This window comes from Xenorhabdus indica, assembly GCF_014467235.1.
In the GTDB taxonomy this organism is placed as follows: Bacteria; Pseudomonadota; Gammaproteobacteria; order Enterobacterales; family Enterobacteriaceae; genus Xenorhabdus; species Xenorhabdus indica.
On sequence record NZ_NKHP01000004.1, the window covers coordinates 127,216 to 153,629 of the forward strand.

Annotated in this window: 25 protein-coding genes; 12 read left to right on the forward strand and 13 right to left on the reverse strand. The window is 40.7% G+C overall.

Features of this window, described 5'->3' with window-relative positions:
• Nucleotides 1-505 precede the first annotated feature (505 nt).
• Nucleotides 506-697, forward strand: coding sequence for a hypothetical protein (locus Xind_RS04890; protein ID WP_156115326.1), 192 nt, complete (start codon nucleotides 506-508; stop codon nucleotides 695-697).
• A 167-nt stretch (nucleotides 698-864) separates the two neighbouring features.
• On the opposite strand, the gene Xind_RS04895 is transcribed toward Xind_RS04890, so the two are convergent.
• The gene (locus Xind_RS04895; protein ID WP_047679582.1) at nucleotides 865-1,053 is read right to left on the reverse strand and encodes a hypothetical protein; all 189 of its coding nucleotides are present in this window, start codon (nucleotides 1,051-1,053) and stop codon (nucleotides 865-867) included.
• Between the two features lie 51 nt (nucleotides 1,054-1,104).
• Here Xind_RS04895 and Xind_RS04900 point away from each other — a divergent pair, with 51 nt between their 5' ends.
• Nucleotides 1,105-1,584 carry a PliI family lysozyme inhibitor of I-type lysozyme gene (locus Xind_RS04900; RefSeq protein WP_156115327.1) on the forward strand — a complete coding sequence of 160 codons (480 nt, stop codon included), beginning with the start codon at nucleotides 1,105-1,107 and terminating at the stop codon, nucleotides 1,582-1,584.
• A gap of 113 nt (nucleotides 1,585-1,697) precedes the next feature.
• Entirely contained in the window at nucleotides 1,698-2,075 is a 378-nt protein-coding gene (locus Xind_RS04905) for a hypothetical protein (protein WP_047679586.1), read from the forward strand.
• Between the two features lie 204 nt (nucleotides 2,076-2,279).
• Here the strand turns inward: Xind_RS04905 and Xind_RS04910 are convergent, their stop codons facing one another.
• Both Xind_RS04910 and icd read right to left on the reverse strand, forming a co-directional pair.
• Complete coding sequence (locus Xind_RS04910) at nucleotides 2,280-2,678, reverse strand: VOC family protein (protein ID WP_187649585.1); 399 nt, start codon at nucleotides 2,676-2,678, stop codon at nucleotides 2,280-2,282.
• A gap of 308 nt (nucleotides 2,679-2,986) precedes the next feature.
• Nucleotides 2,987-4,240: an NADP-dependent isocitrate dehydrogenase gene (gene icd, locus Xind_RS04915; RefSeq protein WP_047679590.1), complete on the reverse strand. Its 1,254-nt coding sequence runs from the start codon at nucleotides 4,238-4,240 to the stop codon at nucleotides 2,987-2,989.
• Between the two features lie 139 nt (nucleotides 4,241-4,379).
• Between icd and rluE the strand changes: the two genes are divergently transcribed.
• From rluE to Xind_RS04955, 8 genes are all read left to right on the forward strand, one after another.
• On the forward strand, nucleotides 4,380-5,009 hold the full coding sequence (rluE, locus tag Xind_RS04920) for a 23S rRNA pseudouridine(2457) synthase RluE (RefSeq protein ID WP_187649586.1): 630 nt from the start codon (nucleotides 4,380-4,382) through the stop codon (nucleotides 5,007-5,009).
• On the forward strand, nucleotides 5,002-5,454 hold the full coding sequence (locus Xind_RS04925) for an NUDIX hydrolase (protein ID WP_047679736.1): 453 nt from the start codon (nucleotides 5,002-5,004) through the stop codon (nucleotides 5,452-5,454). The genes rluE and Xind_RS04925 overlap by 8 nt, the downstream gene beginning before the upstream one ends.
• 110 nt (nucleotides 5,455-5,564) lie before the next feature.
• Nucleotides 5,565-6,668, forward strand: coding sequence for a tRNA 2-thiouridine(34) synthase MnmA (gene mnmA / locus Xind_RS04930; protein WP_047679594.1), 1,104 nt, complete (start codon nucleotides 5,565-5,567; stop codon nucleotides 6,666-6,668).
• Between the two features lie 2 nt (nucleotides 6,669-6,670).
• On the forward strand, nucleotides 6,671-7,297 hold the full coding sequence (gene hflD, locus Xind_RS04935; protein WP_047679596.1) for a high frequency lysogenization protein HflD: 627 nt from the start codon (nucleotides 6,671-6,673) through the stop codon (nucleotides 7,295-7,297).
• 35 nt (nucleotides 7,298-7,332) lie between these two features.
• On the forward strand, nucleotides 7,333-8,703 hold the full coding sequence (purB, locus tag Xind_RS04940) for an adenylosuccinate lyase (protein WP_047679598.1): 1,371 nt from the start codon (nucleotides 7,333-7,335) through the stop codon (nucleotides 8,701-8,703).
• Between the two features lie 291 nt (nucleotides 8,704-8,994).
• Nucleotides 8,995-9,666 carry a two-component system response regulator PhoP gene (gene phoP, locus Xind_RS04945; RefSeq protein ID WP_047679600.1) on the forward strand — a complete coding sequence of 224 codons (672 nt, stop codon included), beginning with the start codon at nucleotides 8,995-8,997 and terminating at the stop codon, nucleotides 9,664-9,666.
• A gap of 4 nt (nucleotides 9,667-9,670) precedes the next feature.
• Nucleotides 9,671-11,206, forward strand: a complete 1,536-nt coding sequence (gene phoQ, locus Xind_RS04950) for a two-component system sensor histidine kinase PhoQ (protein ID WP_187649587.1) — start codon at nucleotides 9,671-9,673, stop codon at nucleotides 11,204-11,206.
• Nucleotides 11,207-11,328: 122 nt separating this feature from the next.
• Complete coding sequence (locus tag Xind_RS04955; protein WP_187649588.1) at nucleotides 11,329-12,450, forward strand: ribosomal protein uL16 3-hydroxylase; 1,122 nt, start codon at nucleotides 11,329-11,331, stop codon at nucleotides 12,448-12,450.
• A 148-nt stretch (nucleotides 12,451-12,598) separates the two neighbouring features.
• On the opposite strand, the gene cobB is transcribed toward Xind_RS04955, so the two are convergent.
• From cobB to lolC, 4 genes are all read right to left on the reverse strand, one after another.
• Complete coding sequence (cobB, locus tag Xind_RS04960) at nucleotides 12,599-13,417, reverse strand: Sir2 family NAD+-dependent deacetylase (protein ID WP_047679606.1); 819 nt, start codon at nucleotides 13,415-13,417, stop codon at nucleotides 12,599-12,601.
• Between the two features lie 186 nt (nucleotides 13,418-13,603).
• Entirely contained in the window at nucleotides 13,604-14,851 is a 1,248-nt protein-coding gene (gene lolE / locus Xind_RS04965) for a lipoprotein-releasing ABC transporter permease subunit LolE (protein WP_187649589.1), read from the reverse strand.
• Nucleotides 14,851-15,552: a lipoprotein-releasing ABC transporter ATP-binding protein LolD gene (gene lolD / locus Xind_RS04970; protein ID WP_047679610.1), complete on the reverse strand. Its 702-nt coding sequence runs from the start codon at nucleotides 15,550-15,552 to the stop codon at nucleotides 14,851-14,853. The genes lolE and lolD overlap by 1 nt, the downstream gene beginning before the upstream one ends.
• The gene (lolC, locus tag Xind_RS04975) at nucleotides 15,545-16,747 is read right to left on the reverse strand and encodes a lipoprotein-releasing ABC transporter permease subunit LolC (RefSeq protein WP_047679612.1); all 1,203 of its coding nucleotides are present in this window, start codon (nucleotides 16,745-16,747) and stop codon (nucleotides 15,545-15,547) included. Before lolC ends, lolD begins: the two co-directional genes overlap by 8 nt.
• A 445-nt stretch (nucleotides 16,748-17,192) precedes the next feature.
• On the opposite strand from lolC, the gene mfd reads away from it, so the two are divergent.
• On the forward strand, nucleotides 17,193-20,633 hold the full coding sequence (mfd, locus tag Xind_RS04980) for a transcription-repair coupling factor (protein ID WP_187649590.1): 3,441 nt from the start codon (nucleotides 17,193-17,195) through the stop codon (nucleotides 20,631-20,633).
• A 115-nt stretch (nucleotides 20,634-20,748) separates the two neighbouring features.
• On the opposite strand, the gene umoD is transcribed toward mfd, so the two are convergent.
• The 6 genes from umoD to hinT all read right to left on the reverse strand — a co-directional run bounded on the left by umoD (nucleotide 20,749) and on the right by hinT (nucleotide 26,385).
• On the reverse strand, nucleotides 20,749-21,216 hold the full coding sequence (umoD, locus tag Xind_RS04985; protein ID WP_047679616.1) for a UmoD family flagellar biogenesis regulator: 468 nt from the start codon (nucleotides 21,214-21,216) through the stop codon (nucleotides 20,749-20,751).
• Between the two features lie 466 nt (nucleotides 21,217-21,682).
• The gene (locus Xind_RS04990; RefSeq protein ID WP_047679618.1) at nucleotides 21,683-22,987 is read right to left on the reverse strand and encodes an NAD(P)/FAD-dependent oxidoreductase; all 1,305 of its coding nucleotides are present in this window, start codon (nucleotides 22,985-22,987) and stop codon (nucleotides 21,683-21,685) included.
• 408 nt (nucleotides 22,988-23,395) lie between these two features.
• Nucleotides 23,396-24,415, reverse strand: a complete 1,020-nt coding sequence (gene nagZ, locus Xind_RS04995; RefSeq protein ID WP_047679620.1) for a beta-N-acetylhexosaminidase — start codon at nucleotides 24,413-24,415, stop codon at nucleotides 23,396-23,398.
• Nucleotides 24,416-24,496: 81 nt separating this feature from the next.
• Nucleotides 24,497-25,360 (reverse strand): phosphotransferase, encoded by an 864-nt coding sequence (locus Xind_RS05000; protein ID WP_187649591.1) that lies wholly within the window; start codon nucleotides 25,358-25,360, stop codon nucleotides 24,497-24,499.
• The gene (lpoB, locus tag Xind_RS05005; protein ID WP_187649592.1) at nucleotides 25,347-25,916 is read right to left on the reverse strand and encodes a penicillin-binding protein activator LpoB; all 570 of its coding nucleotides are present in this window, start codon (nucleotides 25,914-25,916) and stop codon (nucleotides 25,347-25,349) included. Before lpoB ends, Xind_RS05000 begins: the two co-directional genes overlap by 14 nt.
• 118 nt (nucleotides 25,917-26,034) lie before the next feature.
• Nucleotides 26,035-26,385: a purine nucleoside phosphoramidase gene (hinT, locus tag Xind_RS05010; RefSeq protein WP_047679626.1), complete on the reverse strand. Its 351-nt coding sequence runs from the start codon at nucleotides 26,383-26,385 to the stop codon at nucleotides 26,035-26,037.
• Nucleotides 26,386-26,414: the final 29 nt, after the last annotated feature.

The following is a 26,414-nucleotide window of genomic DNA, read 5'->3' on the forward strand; positions in this document are numbered from 1 at the left end:
GCACAATTTCCAATTGATAAACTACCCATTTCGGTACTCTCAAAGATGTTTAATGCGCATATATTAATCAACAATTTGTATACACAATCACAACAAGCAACAAACAAAAGAACAAAATTTTTAAAACGTAATACAATACAAAACTCCCATAATAATATGCTTTCATTGATGCTTCTTACTCCCCTCAGCCGCACAATTCATTGTTTATTCTTAACTCACTTCATACTTTGCATTCTACCCGTGTAGCTATAAAACATTCATTAAAAACACTAAAATAATTACAAAATTTAATATTGAAATCTCCTGAATTTGCGAAAACATATAGCAATATTTTTCTTCAAATGAGATTATTAAATTTTAATGCTGTGATAATTGGAAAAAGCCACCATTACATATTAAGATTTTCAATTGTTATTTTTACATTGGAAACAAAAACAACAAGTTAGTAAGATATTAATATTCCACTATCTGGCCATCAGATAATCTGCTAGTGAGGTTATGATTGATGTTAGAAAGAAAAAGAAAAAATCCAGCGGACAATATTCTGCCAAAACGGGTATATAGAGGAAAGTCGAAATATGAGTATCATCCAGCAACAGGCGGTTCTATCTCTATTTGCTGCTTAAACTCACCATTATCTGTTATCTGGAAAGAATACAACAAAATTGTAGAAAAAATTGAAAAAAATAGTACATAGAGATTGATATATGTCAAAATTAATAAGACGGGAGTTTCTACTCCCGTTAACTTTGTCTATTTTCAAATTAAAAATAATAAAAGTATTATATTCAGGCAATCATTTATAAAATAACAGCCTATTTTCACTAGAATAAATTTTATTAATTACAGTAAAGCTCACCTATATTATGAAATATTTCCCGCCAGTTTATTCCAATAATCATATCTTTTAAAACATAAGAAAAAATAATAATTAATATTAAACTCCATTCCTTCTGGTTCTATTTCTTCAGCATAATCTTCCTGATTTATCCTTTCTTCATCAACACTATCAGCTTTTGAAATCCATGCTACGATATAAATTTCTACTCTCAACTTCTGCCATCTGCACATTTAAGCAAAATACGAATCAATGAGGTATTGACTATGCTTATAGATAAGAAAATAAAGTTTTCCGTACTCTCAACTCTGCTCACTCTATTTTTATCACATACAACCTTTGCGAAAGATGGAGCATTGATTAATTTACCTGATAAAAAATTTGCGGTTATCTCAGCCGGTGACTTGGAAAGTGCATCAATTGGTAGTTATTCCATTGCCGTTTTCAAAGATCAGGAGTTAACAAATTTTAGTACTGGCGCAGTTTTTTCCCGTAATGGTTCGCTGTTCGAAGATAATGGTAAACCAAGAGTCATGTTTGCAGACATTGATGGCGATGGAGCCAAAGAGCTAATCGTCTCCAAACTCACCGCAGGTTCAGGAAACTATCTTGAAGTTGATGCACTCAAGTTTACTGATAAAAATGTCAAATTACTCACCCGCATCAATACTGATAGCAAAAATGATCTCATTAAATTACTCCGCAGCCATTGTAAGAAAGAACGATGTACAGAGCAGAAACGCTGATCATGCTCGAATCAATACGCACTGTCACCATAAAGATGTAAGGCAAACGATGGATAATGTACTATTGTTAATGTTATCGCTACTATCACGGTATAGCTGATAAAGGGGAATTTATGAAACGTTTTTTATTACCACTTTTTTTGATCCCATTCTCATTCTTCTCTTATGCCGCACAGGCAAATATAGACAAGATCGCAGAAACTTATTGTGATTTGTTTGGTAAGGCTTCTGTTGAGGCATTCAAAACTAAGGACTCACCAGATGTAATAGCCCAAAAAAGCCTCAATCTGCTACACAAAAAAGGATTAAATCTTAAAGAAATTCATTCCAATCAAAATGAATTCGTTGCATCAATCAAACAAACAGTTATTGAAGTCAGAAAGAATAAGAAAACGTTCCCGACTAATCGCCACTTTGACGAATCGCTCGTTAAATCAGTCGAAAGCTGTAAGATCCAAACAAAACATGCCTTATCTCAGCATTCCCGGTAATGAGCTCTGGAGCGACGAAAATTCGTCGCTCTCTGAGTATTTACTTTTGGAATAACAATCGCGAGAAAAATTATATTGAAGTTAATTGATATTTACAAATACGGCCTGCGAATCGTATTTCAAGTGTTATGAAAATTGCTACTAGCTTGTATGGATTTATTAAACGGTGAATTCAATAATAATTACATTAGTGAAAAAAAATTCTTAGTCAGCCCATTCACTGTTTTGGAGAACAACCCTATAACCATCTATATCTTCAAAAGTTTTTCCAACTACATCCCAATAATCATTGTACGATAGAACTTCCTTAAAACCTGCCTCTATCATACGTTGACAACATTGCTCCCACACACTCTTTTCACTGAAATAAAAAACCAGCAGATTATCTTTTGTTGGTGCGCGCCCAACTGTAGTTCCATGGTGATGAGTAAATTCTAAATGATAATTATGTTTTTCGTGCCCAATTATAGAACCATCAAAATCATTATGCCCCTGAAATTCATCTAATAATTTAAAACCTAAACCATTAACATACATATCAGTAATAACTTTAAGGTTATCAGTAGGCCTGGCAACTCTTAATACCGCTGATTTCGGGATCATTACATTCTCCTTATGAATTGACTTAAAATATTTATATATTTTATTTTCAACCTGATGATTATTTTTATTTTGAAACTATATATAATTAAACCGCTCACCAATAAATGAAAATATATTTCCTGCTTATTTTCGTTAACGAATGTACACACTCTAGAACCTTAAGTTAACTTGAGGTCAAGTCATATTTCCATACATTTCACAATCAATTTATTACTCACTGAACGCCGCTCCCACAGAACGGAGTTTTCAGTGAGTAATAAAAAACGGGAACTATTAAGCCCCCGCTATCTATTTCACTAAGTTATTAATTACATATGAGAGATAATTGCATCACCAAACTCACTACATTTCAGTAATTTAGAACCTTCCATCAAGCGTTCGAAGTCATAAGTCACTGTCTTGGCGGCAATCGCACCTTCCATTCCTTTAATGATTAAGTCAGCAGCCTCGAACCATCCCATATGGCGCAGCATCATCTCAGCAGAGAGAATTACTGAGCCTGGGTTTACTTTATCCTGGCCTGCATATTTAGGTGCTGTGCCATGTGTTGCTTCGAACAGAGCACACTCATCACCAATATTTGCACCAGGAGCAATACCGATACCACCTACTTGTGCCGCCAGCGCATCAGAAATATAGTCACCATTCAGGTTCATACAAGCGATAACGTCATATTCAGCAGGACGCAGCAGGATCTGTTGCAAGAACGCGTCTGCAATTACGTCCTTGATAATAATATCTTTACCGGTTTTAGGGTTCTTAATCTTCACCCACGGGCCACCATCCAACAGCTCACCACCAAATTCAGTACGCGCTAATTCATAACCCCAATCCTTAAAAGCACCTTCGGTAAATTTCATGATGTTGCCTTTATGAACCAAAGTCACTGATTCACGATCATTATCAATTGCATATTCAATTGCAGAACGCACCAAACGTTTAGTGCCTTCTTCTGAGCATGGTTTTACACCAATACCACATTGCTGAGGGAAGCGGATTTTAGAAACACCCATTTCATTCTGCAAGAATTTGATGACTTTATCAGCTTCCGCAGATCCTGCTTTCCATTCAATACCAGCATAAATATCTTCCGCATTCTCACGGAAAATAACCATGTCAGTTAATTCAGGATGCTTAACAGGGCTCGGTGTACCCTGATAGTAACGAACCGGGCGCAGACAGACGTACAAATCTAACTGTTGACGCAATGCAACATTCAGGGAACGAATACCGCCGCCAACCGGGGTTGTCAGAGGACCTTTGATTGCAACACGATATTCACGGATTAGATCCAGAGTTTCATCCGGTAACCAAACATCTTTACCGTAAACATGGGTAGATTTTTCTCCTGTATAGATTTCCATCCAGGAAATTTTGCGCTCACCGCGATACGCTTTCTGAACCGCAGCATCAACAACTTTCAGCATGACCGGCGTTACATCAACACCAATACCATCCCCTTCGATATAAGGGATTACCGGGTTATTCGGAACATTTAATTTACCTTTGGTATCAAAAGTAATTTTTTCACCTTCCGCCGGAACAACTACTTTGCTTTCCATTAACCTCTCCTTTCAAGTAAGCGCAATGCCTTGTTAATTTTTTGTAAGGGACGTGTCAATATTACTTGAATATTCTGCAAACGCCAATGGGCGCAGATTTCAGGTATAATATCCCCTTCATTTTGAGCAATAACTTATCATGACAAATTTCTCTATTAAAAAACGCAAACTTAATCGATTCAGTCAAAGAAAAAATAGCGCTCCCTCAAAAAGAATTACTGGTCCCCGTCGGGTGTTGATATTTAATAAACCTTATGATGTTCTCCCCCAATTCACAGACGAGACGGGAAGAACAACATTAAAAAATTTTATTCCTTTTAATGACGTTTATGCCGCAGGTCGTCTGGATCGTGATAGTGAAGGGTTGTTGATTTTAACTAATGATGGAAAATTACAGGCTAAATTAACGCAGCCCAGAAAAAAAACGGCCAAAGTTTATTATGTTCAAGTAGAAGGAATACCCAATGAAGCCGCACTTAACAAGCTGCGCAACGGTATTATTCTGAAAGATGGTCCAACACTCCCTGCTGGAGCGGAATTAGTAGAGGAACCCATCTGGCTTTGGGAACGCACACCACCAATTCGGGAAAGAAAAAGCATCCCAGTGAGCTGGCTGAAAATTACGCTTTTTGAAGGTCGTAATCGCCAGGTACGTAGAATGACAGCTCATATTGGTTTTCCAACATTACGTCTTATCCGTTTCAGTATGGGCTCATTACAGTTGGGGGAGCTGTCCCCTGGAGAATGGAGGGAAATTGATTTTGTTTAGTCCACATATCACTGTTGCCTGCATAGTACATGCAAAAAATCAATTCTTAGTTGTTGAAGAACTTATCAATGGTAAACCTCTCTGGAATCAGCCTGCCGGTCATCTTGAAGCTGATGAAACATTACAGGAAGCTGCTGAACGTGAATTATGGGAAGAAACCGGTATTCGTGCTAAGCCACAGGCATTACTGAAATTACATCAATGGGTCGCTCCTGATGGAACACCTTTTATTCGTTTTTTGTTTTTGATTGAACTGGAAAAAACCGTGAATACGACTCCCCAGGACAGTGATATTCATTGCTGTCATTGGCTCAGCGCAGAAGAAATCATCAATAGCTCACAGCTACGTTCACCACTGGTTGCTGAAAGTGTACGGAGTTATTTAAAACATAAGGCTTATCCATTAACAATACTGGGTAGCTATGGGCCACCTTTTGCCAAATAGTTTCTTATTCAATGGAAAGTAAATCACAAGAGCGTAAAGACGTTTGGTGCACCTTGCCTGGCAACGTGCTACAGTATTACGTTTATGTTTTTCCGCAGTGAGATATATCCATGTCAGATAACAGCCAGAAAAAAGTCATCGTCGGGATGTCCGGTGGTGTTGATTCATCCGTTTCCGCTTACTTACTGCAAAAGCAGGGTTATCAGGTAGCTGGCCTGTTTATGAAAAACTGGGAAGAAGATGACGATGAAGAATATTGCTCAGCCGCCGCTGACCTGAACGATGCTCAGGCAGTGTGTGACAAACTGGGCATTGAACTACACACCATCAATTTTGCAGCCGAGTATTGGGATAATGTATTTGAACATTTTCTTGCTGAATACAAAGCAGGCAGAACTCCAAACCCAGATATTCTCTGCAACAAAGAAATTAAGTTCAAGGCATTCTTAGAATTTGCCGCAGAAGACTTAGGTGCTGATTACATTGCAACGGGTCATTACGTCCGGCGTCGGGATGTGGATGGCATCAGCCAATTACTTCGTGGCCTTGATGGCAATAAAGATCAAAGCTATTTCTTATATACTCTGAGTCACCAGCAAGTTGCAAAAAGTTTATTTCCAGTCGGGGAACTTGAAAAACCTGAAGTTCGCCGCATTGCCGAAGAAATAGGGCTGGTCACAGCAAAGAAAAAAGATTCCACAGGTATCTGTTTTATTGGTGAGCGTAAGTTCCGTGACTTTCTGGGGCGTTATCTGCCAGCTCAACCTGGCCAGATTGTTACCGTTGATGGACAAACTATCGGGCAACATACTGGCCTGATGTACCATACACTTGGTCAGCGCAAAGGGTTAGGTATCGGAGGAACGAAAAATGGCAATGAAGATCCCTGGTATGTTGTTGATAAAGATGTTGAAAATAATACGCTGATTGTTGCTCAGGGGCATGAGCATCCTCGTCTGATGTCTGTCGGCTTAATTGCACAACAACTTCATTGGGTTGATCGCCAGCCATTGAAAACAGAAATCCGCTGCGTGGTAAAAACACGCTATCGCCAGCAGGATATCCCTTGTACCGTCATTCCTTTGAGTGAAGATAAAATTGAGGTTCATTTTGATAGCCCCGTTGCGGCTGTCACCCCCGGCCAATCAGCCGTGTTTTATCAGGGAGAAATTTGTCTCGGTGGTGGTGTGATCGAACAACGTATACAGGAGTAATCGTGGCTAAAAATTATTACGACATTACATTAGCCCTGGCAGGTATCTGCCAGTCAACTCGTCTAGTACAGCAACTGGCCCACGAAGGGCAATGTGATGCCAGTGCTTTTGAAATAACACTCAACAGTATCCTGAACATGAGTCCGACTTCCACATTGGATGTCTTTGGCAATGAAACTTGCAATCTGCGCGTTGGCCTTGATGCTGTTATGGGAGTGCTCAATGGCACAAACAGCGGAGTTTCCGCTGAGCTTACCCGCTACGTTTTAAGCATAATGGCACTGGAACGTCGCCTAAGCAAAAATTCATCAGCAACCAATGAACTGACTAAGCGTATTTCTCAGCTAGAACGCCAACAGGCGTACTTTGAGCCTATGTCCGAAGGAATGCTCAATGCTCTCGCTGGCATTTATGTCGATGTTATCAGCCCATTGGGGCCACGTATTCAGGTTATGGGTTCTCCTGATGTCTTGCGCAATACGTTAGTTCAGGCAAAAGTCCGTGCTGCATTACTGGCAGGTATTCGTAGCGCCGTCTTATGGCAACAAGTAGGCGGTAGCCGTCTGCAATTTATGTTTTCACGTCAGCGCCTGATCCGACAGGCAAAAGACATTCTTGCTCGTTGTTAAATAAATCGTTAAATAAGATCCGGGAGTTTCTACTAATGGAATTATCCTCACTGACCGCTGTTTCTCCTATTGATGGCCGTTACGGCGATAAAGTTAGCGCACTGCGCGCTATTTTTAGTGAGTTCGGCTTACTGAAATTCCGCGTGCAGGTTGAAGTACGTTGGCTACAAAAACTGGCTGCCACAACAGAAATCGCAGAAGTCCCTGCTTTTGATGCAAACGCAAACGCTTACCTTGATGAAATCGTTGTAAATTTTAATGAAAAGGACGCATTACGTATCAAGGAAATTGAACGAACCACTAACCATGATGTTAAAGCCGTTGAATACTTTCTGAAAGAAAAAGTAGCTCACAGGCCTGCTTTACATCAAGTTGCTGAATTTATTCACTTTGCCTGCACCTCAGAAGATATCAATAATCTGTCATATGCATTGATGCTTAAAACTGCCCGTGAGGAAGTACTGCTACCACAATGGCGTCAGTTGATCGATACTATTAAGCACATGGCTCATGATTACAGTGAATTACCTTTGTTGTCACGAACACACGGGCAACCTGCGACACCTTCCACTGTTGGTAAAGAATTTGCAAATGTGGCTTACCGTCTGGAACGTCAGTTCCGTCAACTCAGTCAAATTGAAATTCTGGGTAAAATCAACGGCGCTGTCGGCAACTATAATGCCCATCTGTCAGCCTATCCTGAGGTTAATTGGCTCCAGTTTAGTGAATCATTCGTGACTTCTCTGGGTATTCAATGGAATCCATATACCACTCAGATCGAACCACATGATTACATTGCCGAACTATTTGATTGTATCGCGCGTTTCAATACCATCCTGATTGATTTCGATCGCGATATCTGGGGTTATATTGCCCTTAACCATTTCAAGCAAAAAACAGTCGCTGGCGAAATTGGCTCCTCCACCATGCCACACAAAGTCAATCCAATTGATTTTGAAAATTCTGAAGGAAATCTGGGGTTGGCAAATGCAGTATTTGGTCATCTTGCCAGCAAGCTTCCGGTTTCACGTTGGCAACGTGATCTGACTGATTCTACGGTATTACGTAATCTGGGAGTTGGTCTGGGATATACATTAATCGCGTATCAATCTACTATGAAAGGTCTGAGTAAGTTGGAAGTCAACGAGCAACACCTGTTGGATGAACTGGATCAAAATTGGGAAGTTCTGGCAGAGCCGATTCAGACTGTCATGCGTCGTTATGGTATTGAGAAACCTTATGAAAAATTAAAAGAATTAACACGTGGTAAACGTGTTGATGCTGAGGGAATGAAAAGTTTTATTGATAACCTTGAACTTCCTGAAAAAGAAAAAATACGTCTTAAATCTATGACCCCTGCAAATTATATCGGCTATGCTGAATTACTGGTCAATAAATTAAAATAAAACGTTTTTATTTATATAATAGTGAACGGGAAAATTCCCGTTCACGTATTGCAAAATAGTCAAATCTTATATGAAATATAAATAAGTTGTAAAGTTATAAGCTATTATTGAATCAACTTATTGTTTTTGACAATTCATTCATTAACATACCAACAATAGACTGAATAGTTACTATAGTTGGTTTAATCATAACAGTATATCTATAATCTATTTAAATCCACTGATTAATTTGACTATCTGGCTATTTAAGATTTATTTGATAAATTTTACTGGTTAGCATAAGGAATCATTATGCGAATATTAATAGTTGAAGATAATGCGTTACTTCGCCATCACCTAAAAGTACAGCTCCGGGATATTGGCCATCAGGTTGATGCTGCCGAAGATACAAAAGAAGCAGATTATTACCTGAAAGAAAACCATCCTGATGTCGCAATCATTGATCTGGGATTACCAGGAGAAGATGGTTTGAGTTTAATTAAACGCTGGCGTAGCGATCATATTAATATCCCCATTCTCATTCTCACTGCCCGTGAAAGCTGGCAAGAAAAAGTGACTGTGCTGAATGCCGGAGCAGATGATTACGTTACCAAGCCTTTCCAACTAGAGGAAATTAATGCGCGTATACAAGCCCTGATGCGTCGTAATAGCGGATTAGCATCTCAAGTTGCCGAATTACCGCCGTTTTTAATCGATCTCTCACGTAAGGAGTTTTCTGTTAATGGTAAAAAGATAAAATTGACCGCCTTCGAATATACGATTATTGAAACCTTGATGCGTAATAATGGTAAAGTTGTCAGTAAGGAACTATTGATGAGGCAGTTGTATCCTGACGCTGAATTACGTGAAAGTCATACAATTGATGTATTAATGGGGCGTTTAAGAAAAAAAATACTGAACGAGTGGCCGGATGAGGTTATTGTTACTGTCCGTGGTCAAGGTTATCGTTTTGATGTGAAATAGCGTAATGTTTAAATTACCGGGAAAGCATGTCTCTCTGAGAACACGATTTCTCATGGCGACGACAGTTATTATTCTCGCATTGACTTTGCCATATGGAATTGTCGCCATTGTCGGGTATTTAATGCGTTTAGATAATGATACTTATGCTATACTCAGTAACCAGAGTAATTTATTTTATTCCCTTGCCAGATGGAAAGAAAATAAGCTGGATATTCTTTTCCCTGTAAATTTCCACACAGATAATCGCTCATTAACCCTGATTTATGACGATAAAAATAAAATCCTCTGGCGTCAGCATTACGCACCAGAACTTGAAAAAAAAATCCCCTCTAGCTGGCTGAAAAAGAATGGCCTATATGAATTAGAGGCTTATTATGCAGATATAAATTCTAAACTATATTCTGAATCAGACAATAAACACACAACGAATAACCATGCTGGCACCAATAAGAAGAACAATATCAGCAAAAAAAATAAGAGTGACAATAACAACAAGGTTATTACTAATAGTGATAACATAGATGAGAGAGAGCTATTAACTTATTCTGTTGCTATCAATATTTATCCAGCCACTAAGACTCTCCCTGCAATGACCATTGCTGTTATCAATACCCTTCCACAGAATATACTGCCGTCAGAAAAAATCTGGGAATGGTTTGGATATGTATTGATTGCCAACCTGATTTTAGTTGCTCCATTGATCTGGCTTGCGGCTGACTGGAGTTTACGTCCGATTAAGTCGTTAGTCCTTCAAATAAGCTCTCTGGAAAAAGGTGAACGTGAAGAATTAGATGAAAACCCTCCATCCGAATTAAAAGGTTTGATTAAAAACTTGAATGCATTATTGGATAATGAACGCCAGCGTTATACGAAGTATCGAACAACCTTATCCGATTTGACACATAGCCTGAAAACTCCCCTGGCTGTGCTGCAATCCACACTCCGTTCCCTTCGCTCAAGTGAACAGATGACCATTGAACAAGCAGAGCCAATCATGCTTGAACAAATTGACCGGATTTCCCAACAAATTGGTTATTACTTACATCGAGCCAATATATACAACGATCACAACCTCATTCTAAAAAAAGTTTTTTCAGTTCCAACCTTACTCGATAGCCTTATCAATGCATTGACAAAAGTTTATCAACACAAAGGTGTCAACATCACCTTAGATATTTCCCCTGAACTGCCTTGGTTAGGTGAAAAAAATGATTTTTTGGAAATCATTGGGAATATTTTGGAGAATGCCTGTAAATATTGTCTGGAGTTTGTCGAAGTCACTGCTCTGACAGGTGAAAATTTCATTACCATTATTATTGATGATGATGGGCCAGGTGTTCCTCCCGATAAACGCAGTATCGTTTTCGAACGTGGGCTAAGAGCAGATACATTACGTCCGGGACAAGGATTGGGGTTATCGATCGCCTCAGAAATTGTGGAACAATATGAGGGTAATATTAGCATTGGCAATAGCCATTTGGGAGGTGCCAGAGTGAGTGTAACCTTCCGAAACCAGCGGATAACGAACAATGCTCCCTGACAATTCTCATTAACAACTCATGTTTAATGGGAGCAGGCTCGAATTATTTCATCCAAATCTGATAACTCCATTAACTATCCGTTATAATAGCCAGAAATTTTCTTGTCACTCAGGATATCACCATGAATTATCAGCTGAATCTGGACTGGCAGACGTTTTTGCAGAATCATTGGCAAAAACGACCACTGCTGATCAAACAGGGGTTCCAGCAATTTATCGACCCACTTTCTCCCGATGAACTGGCTGGATTGGCAATGGAAAACGAAATCGATAGCCGTTTAGTCAGCCAGAAAAACAGTCACTGGGAAGTTTCTCATGGGCCATTTGAAAGCTATGACCATCTGAGCGATAAAAACTGGTCACTACTCGTACAAGCCGTTAATCATTGGCATCACCCCTCCTCCGCACTGATGAAACCATTCCGTGTACTTTCTGATTGGCGGATGGATGACTTGATGGTTTCTTTCTCCGTTCCGGGCGGTGGTGTCGGCCCTCATCTTGATCAATATGATGTATTTATCATCCAAGGACAAGGTCGCAGACGCTGGCGTGTTGGCGACAAGATCCCGATGAAACAGCATTGTCCTCATCCCGATTTATTACAAGTTGAACCTTTCGAAGCCATTATTGATGAAGAAATGCAGCCAGGCGATATCCTTTATATTCCGCCTGGTTATCCACACGAAGGTTATGCTATTGAAGATTCACTAAATTATTCTGTAGGCTTCCGCGCCCCGAATGCCCGTGAATTATTTAGTGGTTTTGCCGACTATATTCTGGCGAATGAGTTAGGAAGCCACCGTTATAGTGATCCTGAACTGACATTCCGTGATAACCCCGCGCTAATTCAGGAAAATGAACTGACCACCTTGCGTGCCATGATGCAGGACTTACTGGATCAACCTGAAACATTCCAGAACTGGTTTGGGGAGTTTATCTCCCAGTCACGTCATGAACTGGATATTGCTCCACCAGAACCACCCTATGAAAGTGACGAAATCTATGAATTACTCAAACAAGGTGAAAACCTGACTCGTCTGAGCGGATTACGTGCTTTGCGTGTTGGTGATAAATGTTTCATTAATGGCGAACAGATGGATACACTTCATTTGCAAGCGGCTGATGCACTTTGCCAATATGATAGTGTCAATGCTGATATTCTGGGCGATGCCATTGATGATGTATGCTTTATCAGCTTGCTTACCGCCTTAGTTAACAGTGGTTATTGGTACTTTGATGATTGACTGCTCAATGACTAAATTAAATTTTAAGTTTTATTAAAGCAGTATCAGTGAAAAAGCAGTACCAATGAGTGCCCCAGTCACATCGCTAACAATGTGACTGGGGGACATGGCTGATGAATATAGCTAAAGATGTGTACCTGAGAAAAGATCAATCCATCTGCTGGAGTAGTGATTGAATATATTGAGTGACTATCTGGCTGGCATTACCATAATGTTTTTCATCAAACATACTTTCAACCTGACTAGGCTCTAAATTCAGCTCAACAGTATGCGCACCGGATAACTTCGCTTCATGCACAAAACCTGCCGCGGGATAAACGTGACCAGAAGTACCAATAGCAATAAAAATATCTGCCTTAGCCAAAGCAGAATAAATTTGCTCCATCCCTAATGGCATTTCCCCAAACCACACAACATGGGGACGCAGTAACGAGGGAAATTGACAGCAATGACAGCGATCTTCCATAGACAGTTTCGATGTCCACTCAATGACCTGTCCTGATTGACAGCAACGGACTTTCAGGAGTTCACCATGCATATGAATAATATGCTGGCTTCCCGCCCGTTCATGCAGGTTATCAATATTTTGTGTCACTAACAGGAAGTTATCACCCAGTTCTTGTTCAAGTTTTGCCAAAGCATAATGTGCAGCATTGGGCTGGATTTCCGGCTGTTGTAGCTGCTCTCGACGTGCATTGTAAAATTCCTGAACTAATTCAGGATCACGTTTAAACCCTTCAGGTGTAGCAATATCTTCAACACGATGCTCTTCCCATAAGCCATCAGAAGAGCGAAAAGTTCTGATCCCTGACTCAGCGGAAATACCCGCTCCGGTCAGTACTACCACATGGGGATTTTTTATTTTATTTGCCAAGCGGATATCCCTGTAAAAAATTTGCCTATGAAATCGCTGACGCCGCAGTCGCCTAATCTTACAGAATTTACTGAGCCGATGAATAACACGCATATGACCATCTCCTTAAACTACTCCTTTTTGAAGACCAGTGACTTTTAAAATCAGTCTCTTTAGGAACATTCCCTCAGCATCTGTTAATTTTACCGCTGTTCTATCCCGGACATGTTCAAGCCGTCTTTTCTGCTCAGTTAACTCCGTAAGATAACGCGCTTAGGTAATAGTTAATACTATGGAATATTATTGACCACTCAAAATCCGCGCTGGATCAAGTTTACTGGCCCGACGAGCAGGATACCAACTGGCCAACAAGCTCAAGATAAGAGCTGTTGACAGCACATAGAAAATATCCATAGCATGTAACTCTGACGGCAGAAAATCAATAAAATAGATATCCCCGGAAAGGAATTGATGCCCGAACAACCTTTCCATCCATTTAATGATAGCCGTCAAATTAAGCGATGTGAAAATTCCAACAATAACGCCAATGATACTACCAACCATGCCAGTCAGTAATCCATACCATAAAAATATCGCCCTGATATGTCCATCTTTGGCACCCAATGTACGCAGAATAGCGATATCACTGCTTTTATCTTTGACTGCCATAATAAGCGTTGAAACGATATTAAAACAAGCCACCCCAATGACCAGAATCATAGCCAGATACATGATGCCACGTATCATCTGAATATCGTTATACATGTAACCATAATCTTTAATCCACGTACTGATATAAACATATCTTCCTGTTGCTTTACCTGCATCCAAGACTCTCTGTTCTGCGGCAAAAACATTGTCAGCTTTGATGGCAATGCCGGTAATACCATCACCATAATCCAGATATTGTTGCGCATCAGATAATGGGACCAAAGCTAAACGATGATCCAATAAACCACTCAACTGAAAAATTCCAGCAACCTGTAAACGGAGCCGTTTAGGTTGTAATAATTTCAGACTCGGATCGCTATTAGGTATCATGACTGTTAGCCAATCACCTTTCTTCACATTGAGTGAACTTGCCACTCCTTGTCCTAAAATCACCTGATGTTTTCCCGCCTGAAATGTTTGCCAGGCTCCGTTGCCAACAAACTGAGGCAAAGTACTGACATCAGGCTCAGTGGAAGGTTCTACTCCACGTACTTGAACAGCATGGAGTTTATCACCTCGCTCCATCAAACCGGTAAATTCGATATAAGGTGATGCTCCTACAATACCCGGAGTTCTTTTTACTTGTTCAAGTGCTCGTTCCCAATGCGGAAAAGGTTGTTCCACTGCAAAAATTTGCCCATGTGGTACAACAGAAAGTACCCGGTTTTTCAATTCACGCTCAAAACCATTCATGGCACTCAATCCGATAATCAACACCGCAACACCGAGCATAATTCCCATTGTCGAAATAATTGAAATGAGAGAAACCATTCCCGCATACCGACGACCCCGGCTGAAACGTAATGCAGTGAACAATGCAAGAGGCAGATTTGCCATTACATTCCCCCCATTAGGGTTAATTCATCCTGTAAATATCCGTCGCGCATTTCTACCTGACGAGCCAATCGGTCAGCCAATTTCAGATCATGAGTTACTACCAAAAATGCCGTACCTTGCCGCTGATTCAGTTCTTTCAAAAGCTCAAAGATACTGTCAGCATTACGTTGATCAAGGTTGCCTGTCGGTTCATCTGCCAGTACTAATGATGGTTCATTGACTAATGCACGGGCAATGGCGACTCTTTGACGTTCTCCTCCTGATAATTCAGAAGGTCGATGGTGTGCCCGATTTTCCAATCCAACTGACGCCAGCATCTCCAGCGCCTTTTGTTGAGCCTGACGCTTTTTACCTCCGATAAGTAATGGCATAGCGACATTTTCTAGTGCATTGAAATCAGGTAGCAAATGATGAAACTGGTAAATAAAACCAATTTCACTGTTCCGTAATTGCGCTCGTCCGGAAGCAGACATCTTATTAAGAGACTTTCCCTTGAAAAGAACTTCACCAGCAGTCGGTGAATCCAATCCACCAAGTAAGTGCAACAGAGTACTTTTGCCAGAACCAGAGCTCCCGACAATTGCCATCATTTCTCCCTGTTGCATAGAGAAAGTGACGTTTTTTAATACCTCTGTAGAAACCTGCCCTTCCTGATATTTTTTGCACAAATGATGACATAACAATAAAGGTTGGTTACTCATAACGTAAAGCCTCAGCAGGTTGAATGGCAGCCGCGCGCCAGGAAGGGTATAAAGTTGATAGCAACGAGATAAACATGGCAATAATGGCGATTATTACCACTTGAACAGGTTCAATGGCGACAGGTAACTGCATACCTTCAGTCAGCAGGCCGATAACGGGCATTAAATTATTTAACTGACTGGAAAGCAGTATTCCCAGTCCCGTTCCCAATAAAGCACCAATGATGCCCGCTCCTGCTCCCTGGATCATAAAAATAGTCATTATCTGACGACGGGTCAGCCCTTGTGTCTGCAAGATAGCAATCTCTCCTTGTTTTTCCATCACCAATAAAGAGAGGGAAGTAATAATATTGAAAGCAGCGACTGCAATGATCAGGCTAAGCAATAATCCCATCATGTTTTTTTCCATTCGCACAGCCTGAAAAAACTCTCCTTTGCGTTCACGCCAATCTTTCCAGATTAAATCTTTTGGCAGTGGTTGCTGGCTCAATTCATCCACTTTTAATGGCTCATTGAGGAACAAACGCCAGCCTGTAATATTATTAACGGGATAACGTAAAAGACGTGCTGCATCTTGCTGATTAACCAACATTTCTGTGTCATCAACTTCACTGTTAGCAAAGAATGTTCCAGCTACCGTAAATAAACGCTGACTGGGTATCCTCCCCATAGGAGTTAGTTGGCTGGCACTCGGCACAATAACACGAATTTGATCACCCCGTTTTACTCCCAATCTTGCCGCCAATTTTTCCCCCAAGATCACGGAATAACGACCCGGCTGTAATTGGCCAGGGTCAACATCGACCGTATATTTTGCTAATGGGGTATATTCACCTGGCGTAATGCCCAACATCACTCCGACGCCCACATTACGGGCACTTTGCAGCACAACATCCCCCTGAACGAGCGGCTCGATGCGGGTAACACCTTTTAATCCTGAAAGTTGGCTATCAGGGTATTCAACAGGATTAATTGAACCTTTTTCTGAAGTAATGATTGCCTGAGGCATAAAACCCAAAATACTGGCTTCCAATGAACGCTCAAAACCGTTCATCACCGATAACACAGTAATTAATGCAGCCACTCCCAATGTGATGCCAATGGCTGATAACCAAGAAACAAAGCGGCCAAACTTATCGACCGCGCGTCCGCGCATATAGCGCAATCCGATAAATAATGAGACAGATTGAAACATAGAATCCGCCATATCAAAGGGAGTTATTTAAAAACAATAGATTATTAGAAAAGGTCATATCTTATCTCTGTATTTTGCGTATTCACTTTTACATTGTATTTTTGCATACATATCCTGTACAAAACTCAATCCATATAGTTTATTGATTACATATTATCATCGTTTAACTGAGATTTGCTTATCCCTCTTCCAATTCCCACATTCAGTGAATTAATATATCGCCTCAATACAAACATTAAATCTGTTATTCCCCTGTTGCCAAAGCAAAGTGTTCAGGGATAATAAAGAGGAGTTGTACCTTCATGGAGCCATTCATACTTCGGTTCTGTGTTTTTTACTTTCTCTCAACCTTGCCTCTCAACCTGCCAGCATATTTATTGTAAAGGCTACTGGGTTAAAAATGTGTTGGGAATGGACTGAATCTTAGAGAACACATTAAACGCTTATGTCCGCAAAATATCGTTACCAACTTCCTGAACGTCGCGGTGATATCCGCCAATTAGGCCACCTGATCGGCACTGCTTGCGCCATCGAATGCGCTGAAATCATTGAACGTCACTCAGGGCCTGTTCTGCTAGTAACAAAAGATATGCAGAATGCCTTACGGTTACGTGATGAAATTCCACAATTCACCCATGCCCAAATAAACATACTGTCAGATTGGGAAACATTGCCTTACGATAGTTTTTCACCCCACCAGGAAATCATTTCAAACCGTTTATCTACCCTGTATCAATTACCTTTCATGATGAAAGGTGTTCTTATCTTACCTGTGAATACATTGATGCAGCGGGTTTGCCCGCATGAATACCTCAGAGGGCATGCTTTGATCATGAATAAAGGGCAACGACTTTCCCGTGACAAATTACGTGCTGATCTGGAACAAGCCGGTTATCGCAGTGTGGATCAAGTGCTTGAGCATGGTGAATTTGCCACACGTGGCGCCCTGTTTGATCTCTTCCCTATGGGGAGTGAACACCCTTACCGTATCGATTTTTTTGATGATGAAATCGATAGTCTGCGCACTTTTGACGTGGACAGCCAACGTACACTCATGGAAGTGGAAAAAATCAATTTACTGCCTGCCCATGAATTCCCAACAGATAAAGAAGCTATCGAATTATTTCGCAGCCAATGGCGTGAGCAGTTTGAAGTTCGCCGTGATGCTGAACATATTTATCAGCAAGTCAGTAAAAAAACGCTACCGGCAGGTATTGAATACTGGCAGCCATTATTTTTTGAGCAGCCTTTATCCACACTCTTTGATTATCTGCCAGAAAACACCCTGCTTATTACACAAGACCTAATGGCAACAGCCGAACGTTTTTGGCAGGACACAGGACAACGTTTTGAGAGCCGTAAAGTTGACCCAATGCGGCCATTATTGCCACCTGAACGAATTTGGCTTCCTGTCGATAAGCTATTCGCTGAATTGAAAAATTGGCCCCGCCTCCAAATCAGAAACGAAGAACTGCCACAAAAGGCCGGGAGTATTAATCTCGCTTACCAGCCTTTACCCGATGTATCCGTTGCTGCGCATCAAAAAGCCCCTTTGGATAAAGTGCACCGTTTTATAGAACAATTTAACGGTAAGATCATTTTTTCAGTGGAAAGTGAAGGACGTCGGGAGTCTGTAAACGAATTACTATCGCGGATCAAAATTCATCCAATAAAAATACAACAGTTGGCGGATGCTAAGGAGCCAGGCTGTTTTTTAATGATCGGTGCAGCAGAACAAGGCTTCGTTGATGAGGAGAAAAAACTAGCCCTGATCTGTGAAAGCGACATGCTTGGTGAGCGAGTAAGTCGTCGCCGTCAAGATAACCGTCGCACAATCAATACTGATACCTTGATCCGTAATCTTGCAGAATTGCGTCATGGTCAACCCGTTGTACACCTTGAACATGGGGTTGGACGCTATCAAGGGCTAACGACACTGGAAGCAGGCGGAATTAAGGCTGAATACCTCATCCTGACCTACTCCGGGGAGGACAAATTGTATGTCCCCGTCTCTTCCCTACACTTAATCAGTCGTTACGCTGGAGGAGCAGAGGAAAATGCACCTCTGCACAAACTTGGTGGTGATGCCTGGAATAAAGCACGCCAGAAAGCAGCAGAAAAAGTCCGTGATGTCGCGGCTGAGTTACTGGATGTATATGCGCGGCGTGCCATTAAGCCTGGTTTTGCGTTTAAGCACGATCGGGAGCAGTATCAACTGTTCTGCCAGAGTTTCCCGTTCGATACAACACCGGATCAAGAACAAACCATCAATGCCGTATTGAGTGATATGTGTCAGCCCATCGCCATGGACAGGCTGGTATGTGGTGATGTTGGTTTCGGTAAGACAGAAGTGGCAATGCGCGCTGCTTTTACCGCTATCAATAATAATAAACAGGTCGCCATCTTAGTTCCGACTACTCTACTGGCTCAACAGCATTATGATAATTTCCGCGATCGTTTTGCGAATTGGCCTGTACATATTGAAGTTATGTCCCGATTCCGTAGTGCTAAAGAACAGCAACAAGTTATAAATATGGCGGAAGAGGGTAAAGTCGATATTATCATCGGCACTCATAAACTGTTACAGAATGATCTCCGTTGGAAAGATCTGGGATTGTTGGTTGTTGATGAAGAACACCGCTTTGGTGTTCGTCACAAAGAGCGTATTAAGGCTATCCGTGCAAATGTTGATGTTCTGACCATGACAGCAACCCCCATTCCCCGAACACTCAATATGGCAATGAGTGGTATGCGAGATTTATCAATTATTGCCACCCCCCCCGCGCGTCGTCTGGCAGTGAAAACCTTTGTGCGTGAATATGATAGTTTAGTGGTTCGAGAATCTATCCTGCGTGAAATTTTACGTGGTGGTCAGGTTTATTATCTTTATAACGATGTTGAGAATATTGAGAAAGCAAAAAATCGATTGGAAGAATTAGTTCCTGAAGCCAGAATCGTTGTCGGCCATGGGCAAATGCGCGAACGTGATCTGGAGCGGGTCATGGCAGATTTTCATCATCAGCGTTTTAATGTGCTGATATGTACTACGATTATTGAAACAGGTATTGATATTCCTACAGCCAATACCATTATTATTGAACGCGCAGACCATTTTGGTCTGGCTCAATTGCATCAATTGCGGGGACGTGTTGGCCGCTCTCACCATCAGGCTTATGCTTATTTACTGACTCCTCATCCAAAGGCGATGACCACAGACGCCCAGAAACGGCTGGAAGCAATTGCCTCCCTTGAAGATCTAGGGGCAGGATTTGCGTTGGCAACTCATGATCTGGAAATCAGGGGAGCCGGTGAACTTCTGGGCGAAGATCAAAGTGGTCAAATGGCAAGTATCGGTTTCACTCTCTATATGGAGTTACTGGAAAGTGCGGTTGATGCACTCAAAGATGGGCGAGAGCCATCACTTGAGGATCTCACCACTAACCAAACCGAAGTAGAACTACGCATGCCAGTACTTTTGCCCGATGATTATATTCCTGATGTGAATATGCGCCTTTCTTTCTATAAACGTATTGCGAGTGCTCAAAATGACGATGAGCTGGCAGAATTGAAGGTTGAATTAATTGACCGATTCGGTATTTTACCTGATCCGGGCAGACAGTTATTGCAATCTGCTTCTATCCGCCTGACGGCCCAAAAGTTGGGAATTAGACGCATAGAAGCCCATGAGAAAGGTGGCTTTATTGAATTTAGCCAAAACAACAAAGTGGATCTCAATTACCTCATCGACTTATTGCAAACTCAGCCCAATATTTACCGACTGGACGGGCCTTCTAAATTAAAATTCATGACTGATTTAACCGAAAGGGCCACACGTTTATCGTTCATCCAAACATTATTGGAAACATTTGAACAACATCAGATATAACAGCGACTATACCTAATAAATTTCGAGTTGTGTCGCGGCGGCCAGGAAACCAATCCCCAGGAGCATAGGCCACTATGTGACTGGGGGAGCAGCTCTTTTTTGAAACAGCCTGTTTCTACAAATACGGAGTGAGAATTAATCTCCCCTTTTCATCCAAAGGAATGGTTTGTTTTGGTTTATGTGTCACTCTCACCTTACCAGGTTTATCACCGATCATATAAATAACGTCATACCCAATAATACGTTTTTCCTTGACATAAACCATGACACAATTTTTTAATTGAGAATAGTTCAATGCATGATATTCTCTTTTTATATTTAACATTTCAATAAGAGTGAACATACTATTCTTATATACAGAAAAATGGTTATTCTCAATATTTCCCAATCCGATTAGAAATGGTAACATACCCCCATTACAATAATATTGATGAACATAAGCCATTGTTTTTATAGGCTCTGAAGAGATCACTTGCGCAATTTTAGGCTGTGGGTTTTTAAAATAAAATATTGCAGCGATACCAACGGCAATCATAACAATCAGAGAGTAAATCCCACACTGCCTTGTCTTTAGTTTACTCACATAGCACCTTGTTATATTAATAATTTTATATTCTCCTGAATTTAAACATATTCATTAACTATTTGTAGAAACCAAAAATGCGTTCAATTCATTATTAAGAAAAATCCTATGAGGCCACTAAAATAAATGCTATCAATATTTCAGTCTTTTGATTTTTATTAAGATTTAAAATCTGTTGAATAGAGTTTTTTCATTCAATTTATATCCTCTATTCTTTATACATCATTAGACTGAATATTTTTACTAAATTTTTTCAATTTTTACATATTGACATACATTGTTATGCCATAGTTACCTAATTAAAACTAGCCTTATTACAAGGATTAAACAGGTTTAAAAAACAATAGAGAAATAATTATGAAAGGTATAACAAAAAATATAATAAATAATCAAGACAAAATAATGTTTAATGGTTCATCTGAAATATTTTGGATATCTTAAATCCAGATGAACCACTTTAACCCAATTAATGCAATTTCAAACGTGGACGAATAACACGGTTAATTCCACCAACCAACATCATTAGGCCTGTTTTAATATATCCATGTAATGCAACCTGATGCATGCGGTATAAAGAGATATAAACAATACGTGCAATACGCCCTTCTACCATCATGGAGCCACGCATCAAGTTACCCATCAAACTACCAACTGTACTGAATTTAGATAAAGATACCAGTGAACCGTGATCTTTATACACATACTCCTTCAGTGATTTCTCATTCAATAGAGCCAAGATGTTGTTATAACAACGACTTGCCATTTGGTGAGCAGACTGAGCGCGTGGAGGAACAAAACCTCCCTCTTTTTTCGGGCATGATGCACAATCGCCGATAGCAAAAATATTGTCATCCAATGTTGACTGCAAAGTAGGTTTTACTACCAACTGATTTATGCGGTTTGTTTCCAGTCCCCCAATCTCTTTCATAAAATCAGGCGCCTTAATTCCCGCAGCCCAAACCATTAAAGAAGCCTTGATCTGTTCACCATCTTTGGTGTTCAATCCATGTTCATCTGCACTGGTTACCATAGTTTTGGTTAAGACTTTAACACCAAGTTTGGTTAATTCCTGATGTGCAGCACTGGAAATACGTGGCGGCAATGCCGGCAGAATTCGTTCACCAGCCTCAACCAAAGTCACATTCAATGCGTCTGAATTCAGACTTTCGAAACCATAACTGTTCAACTGTTTAACGGCGTTATACAGCTCTGCTGAAAGCTCAACACCTGTTGCGCCACCGCCAACAATCGCAATGTTAACTTTCTCTTCCGCACATTGATTTGCAGAATATTTCAGAAACAGGTTTAACATCTCATTGTGGAAACGATGTGCTTGTTGTGGGTTATCAAGGAAAATACAGTTTTCTCTTACACCTGCCGTACCGAAATCATTCGATTGGCTACCCAATGCCATGACAAGAATGTCGTAAGCCAACTCACGCTCTGGTACGAGTAAATCATCACTTTCATTGCGGATCTCAGCCAGTGTGACTTTCTTTCCTTCACGATCGATATTTGTAAATGTGCCTAACTGGAAGTTAAAGTAATGGTTACTGGCATGGGCCAGATAACTTAATGCATCAACACCATCATCAAGAGAGCCTGTTGCAACTTCATGCAATAATGGCTTCCATAAGTGGCTGTTGTTGCGATCTACCAAAGTAATTTCGGCTTTTTGCTTACGTCCTAATTTATGTCCCAAACGTGTTGCCAGCTCTAAACCACCAGCCCCCCCACCAATAATGACAATTCTTGTCTTTGGCGTTGTCATAACTACCCCACTGAAAATACAACTAATGTTATGTAAAGCGCTAAAACAATTTTTGGATAACGTTCTTAAATAACATCAGGCATAATAAATTTCGCACTGAAAATATCTCCAGAATATCATGGCTAGTCAGTAGGTCATACCAAAAATAGCCCCTATCAAATTCTTTTGATTAATTAGACGCCAATCACAAAATTTGTGTACTTAGTTTTAATTAATCAGACTTAAATCTGATTTATAAAAATTTGTAATTTACAATGTTAACATTATGTGATTTATGAGGTTTTCTGACAAAATGATATTTTGGAACCAATTTCAAGGAGAAATAGATATAAAGCAACAAAAGAGATAGGATCACCAGACAGTAATCCTACCTAGATTTGATAGCAATCAATCAGACAAATTCAATCATCAGCCGCAGCTTAGCCACTGTTCACATAATTTATTCAATTGCTTGTTTGCCTGCTGCCAACGTTCTGATTTTTTCAACTCTTCCAGACTGAATTGGCCTCCCTGATGATATAACCGTGTTACTTTATTCGAGTTAATCATTGGTAAGTTATCCAAGACATCCGTTGCCCCCTGACGGTTATTGCACACCAAAATCATGTCGCATCCCGCTTCCACTGAGGCTTTTGCACGTTCAGCATACCCTCCCATGACTGCGGCACCTTCCATTGACAGATCATCAGAAAAAATAACGCCATTAAATCCTAGTTGCTGGCGCAAAACGTTGTTCAACCAGTAAGGAGAAGCACTTGCCGGACGATGATCAATCTTAGAGTAGATCACATGAGCCGGCATAATTGCATCAAGCAAATTTCGTTGAATGAAATCACGGAAGATCAACATATCGTGACAGCTAATCGCATCCATTGAACGATCATCCAATGGCGTTTCTTTATGAGAATCTGCGGCTACTGCTCCGTGTCCGGGAAAATGTTTACCCGTTGATTTCATTCCTGCCGAATGCATCCCTCTGATAAATCGTTCAGCCATTATCATCGCCGGTTCAGGCTCTTCATGAAATGAACGTTCACCAATCGCAGTGCACTTATGTCCCAAGTCCAATACAGGAGCAAAACTGATATCAATATCCATTGAGATCATTTCTGATGCCATCAGCCAACCGGACTCTTCTGCCAAATATCCCCCCATCAGTTCATCATTCAAGCAGGCAAAAGACTGTGCGGCAGGTAAGCGAGTAAAACCTGCATGAAAACGCTGTACACGCCCCCCTTCCTGATCAACAGCGATAACTAAACGATGGCGGGAGGCTTCGCGGATCTGACGAACTAAATCACGTAACTGCTGAGTATCGTGAAAATTGCGGGTAAACAAGATCAAACCACCCACTAATGGATGTTGCAGAATTTCACGTTCTTCACTATCCAGCTCATAACCAACAACATCTAACATTACTGGACCCATAACATTCCTCACTTCTATTTGTATTAGTTATTTGTACTGGTTATCTATTAGATATCATCTTATTAATCACCATCCTGCGGACTAAAACGCCAGATTAAAACTCAGGCGCAAGGGATGAGCCAATGCTGAAAATTGTGGCTCTTTTGTCCGCTGCCAGCGGACTTCATACCACATCAACATCATATATCTCACCCACGGCTCCCACTGCTTAATTTTTTGCTCTAATAAGACGATATCAATGTAGCCTGATGCGTAGGTACAATAATAATTCAAAAAAGTCTTCTGCTGTATTTCACTCCATTGATTACCTTTAAATAAGGTTGCCAATGAGAAACCAATATCGACATCCGTTGCATATTCCCAATCAATCAATTTTAGACCTTCTGAAGTCATCAGCAGGTTATCGGGATGAATATCCATGTGAGCGGGTGCTATTTTCAAAGGAGTAGGCATTTTTGCTGTCATAAATAATTTATGTAGCCGCAACCAATCCGGTGAAAGCCTTTGATTATCAATCTGCTGCCACTGGGATGTGATTTGTTGTTTAAGCTGGAGAGAATAACCCAATGGTGAATGGTGATGGAGGTTAGCAACTATTTGCGCCAACGACTGTTGAAATGACGGTAAACCAAATGTTTCAGCCGTAACTTTTGTTCCGCTCAGCCACTCTAATAACAGCCAATCGCCATGCATGGCGATGACTTTAGGTGCAATACCAACAAAAGAGAGCTTGTGTAAGATCCGATTTTCCCGTTGACGATTCACCCCCAGAGTTCCACCATGCCACGTTTGCCTGCGTCCCACCATCTGATGCACGCCATCGGTAATATAGTGGCTTCCCTGGGTCAATCCTGTTAATGGCCTGATTTCCCAATTTTTTGCAGGAATATCAGGCCATTTCTGACGCAATACCTCAAGTAAGGCTGTATTATTAGTCAATATCACCACTACCTGACCAAAGTATCTCGCCTGTTTTGACTAGCATAAGCTGCATCTCTATCTTACGCTGTTCATTGTTACCAGACGCGACAGAATAGAGCACATAATCAGCATTCAAATAACGCGCCAAGCCGATAGATTTACTGCGTAATGCCAGACTATCTTCTGATGACAATCCTAATGCCTGCCGAGCGTAATACACCTGTTTTTTCGGTACTATTTGAAAAACCTGTTTTTTACTGACCACATCTGTAATCGCATCAGTAGCCTGAAGTGTTCTCAATGAGCCATTTGTGTTGTTTTTAACTGTATCAACAAGCAATATTTTTCCTGCCTCCACGCCCTGAGCATTGACCAATTGTTCAACTAATGGCTGAATGATGCTATTCCAGCTAATCGATTGAATCTTTGGAGGTTGAGGAACTTTCTCCAGAGGCTTTGCCGAAGGTTCCGTTTTTTGCTCTGGTTCAGCAGGAGTAACAGGAGCAGGCGGCTGTGGTGGTATTAATGAACAACTCGCCAGCAATATTGCTGATAATATAATTAAGAGAACTCTTTTCATTAATCTACTCCAGTTACAACACTGTTAAGCACAACTATCATACGAATCTGTTATACACCGTTCTATTAACGTAAATCCATTAACGAAAACTTATTAGCAAAAATAGTGACGAATAATATTACCCTGCCAATAATGGGCCTAATGGATGCCCACCTACCAAATGCATATGGATATGAAATACTTCCTGTCCAGAATGGCGGTTACAGTTCATGATAAGGCGATAGCCATCTTCTGCAATTCCTTCTTGTCTGGCGATTTTCGCTGCAACAGTGAACAAACGCCCCAATGCTGGTTCATGCTCTGGAGTAACTTCATTAACTGTTGGAATAAGGACATTAGGGACAATCAGAATATGAGTCGGAGCTTGAGGTGAAATATCCCGGAATGCCGTCACCAAATCATCCTGATATACGATATCAGATGGAATTTCACGACGAATAATTTTGCTGAAAATAGTTTCTTCTGCCATTTCACTTCTCCTTTCTTATCATTTAATTT

What these genes read in the sequence shown, in the direction of transcription:
- Xind_RS04890 (WP_156115326.1), top strand. Translation starts at nt 506, where the DNA reads ATGTTAGAAAGAAAAAGAAAAAATCCAGCGGACAATATTCTGCCAAAA.
- Xind_RS04910 (WP_187649585.1), bottom strand. Translation starts at nt 2,678, where the DNA reads ATGATCCCGAAATCAGCGGTATTAAGAGTTGCCAGGCCTACTGATAAC.
- hinT (WP_047679626.1), bottom strand. Translation starts at nt 26,385, where the DNA reads ATGGCAGAAGAAACTATTTTCAGCAAAATTATTCGTCGTGAAATTCCA.
- mfd (WP_187649590.1), top strand. Translation starts at nt 17,193, where the DNA reads ATGTCCGCAAAATATCGTTACCAACTTCCTGAACGTCGCGGTGATATC.
- mnmA (WP_047679594.1), top strand. Translation starts at nt 5,565, where the DNA reads ATGTCAGATAACAGCCAGAAAAAAGTCATCGTCGGGATGTCCGGTGGT.
- icd (WP_047679590.1), bottom strand. Translation starts at nt 4,240, where the DNA reads ATGGAAAGCAAAGTAGTTGTTCCGGCGGAAGGTGAAAAAATTACTTTT.
- rluE (WP_187649586.1), top strand. Translation starts at nt 4,380, where the DNA reads ATGACAAATTTCTCTATTAAAAAACGCAAACTTAATCGATTCAGTCAA.
- lolD (WP_047679610.1), bottom strand. Translation starts at nt 15,552, where the DNA reads ATGAGTAACCAACCTTTATTGTTATGTCATCATTTGTGCAAAAAATAT.
- cobB (WP_047679606.1), bottom strand. Translation starts at nt 13,417, where the DNA reads ATGCGTGTTATTCATCGGCTCAGTAAATTCTGTAAGATTAGGCGACTG.
- Xind_RS04905 (WP_047679586.1), top strand. Translation starts at nt 1,698, where the DNA reads ATGAAACGTTTTTTATTACCACTTTTTTTGATCCCATTCTCATTCTTC.
- nagZ (WP_047679620.1), bottom strand. Translation starts at nt 24,415, where the DNA reads ATGGGTCCAGTAATGTTAGATGTTGTTGGTTATGAGCTGGATAGTGAA.
- Xind_RS04955 (WP_187649588.1), top strand. Translation starts at nt 11,329, where the DNA reads ATGAATTATCAGCTGAATCTGGACTGGCAGACGTTTTTGCAGAATCAT.
- lpoB (WP_187649592.1), bottom strand. Translation starts at nt 25,916, where the DNA reads ATGAAAAGAGTTCTCTTAATTATATTATCAGCAATATTGCTGGCGAGT.
- phoP (WP_047679600.1), top strand. Translation starts at nt 8,995, where the DNA reads ATGCGAATATTAATAGTTGAAGATAATGCGTTACTTCGCCATCACCTA.
- purB (WP_047679598.1), top strand. Translation starts at nt 7,333, where the DNA reads ATGGAATTATCCTCACTGACCGCTGTTTCTCCTATTGATGGCCGTTAC.
- Xind_RS04990 (WP_047679618.1), bottom strand. Translation starts at nt 22,987, where the DNA reads ATGACAACGCCAAAGACAAGAATTGTCATTATTGGTGGGGGGGCTGGT.
- lolC (WP_047679612.1), bottom strand. Translation starts at nt 16,747, where the DNA reads ATGTTTCAATCTGTCTCATTATTTATCGGATTGCGCTATATGCGCGGA.
- phoQ (WP_187649587.1), top strand. Translation starts at nt 9,671, where the DNA reads ATGTTTAAATTACCGGGAAAGCATGTCTCTCTGAGAACACGATTTCTC.
- lolE (WP_187649589.1), bottom strand. Translation starts at nt 14,851, where the DNA reads ATGGCAAATCTGCCTCTTGCATTGTTCACTGCATTACGTTTCAGCCGG.
- Xind_RS04900 (WP_156115327.1), top strand. Translation starts at nt 1,105, where the DNA reads ATGCTTATAGATAAGAAAATAAAGTTTTCCGTACTCTCAACTCTGCTC.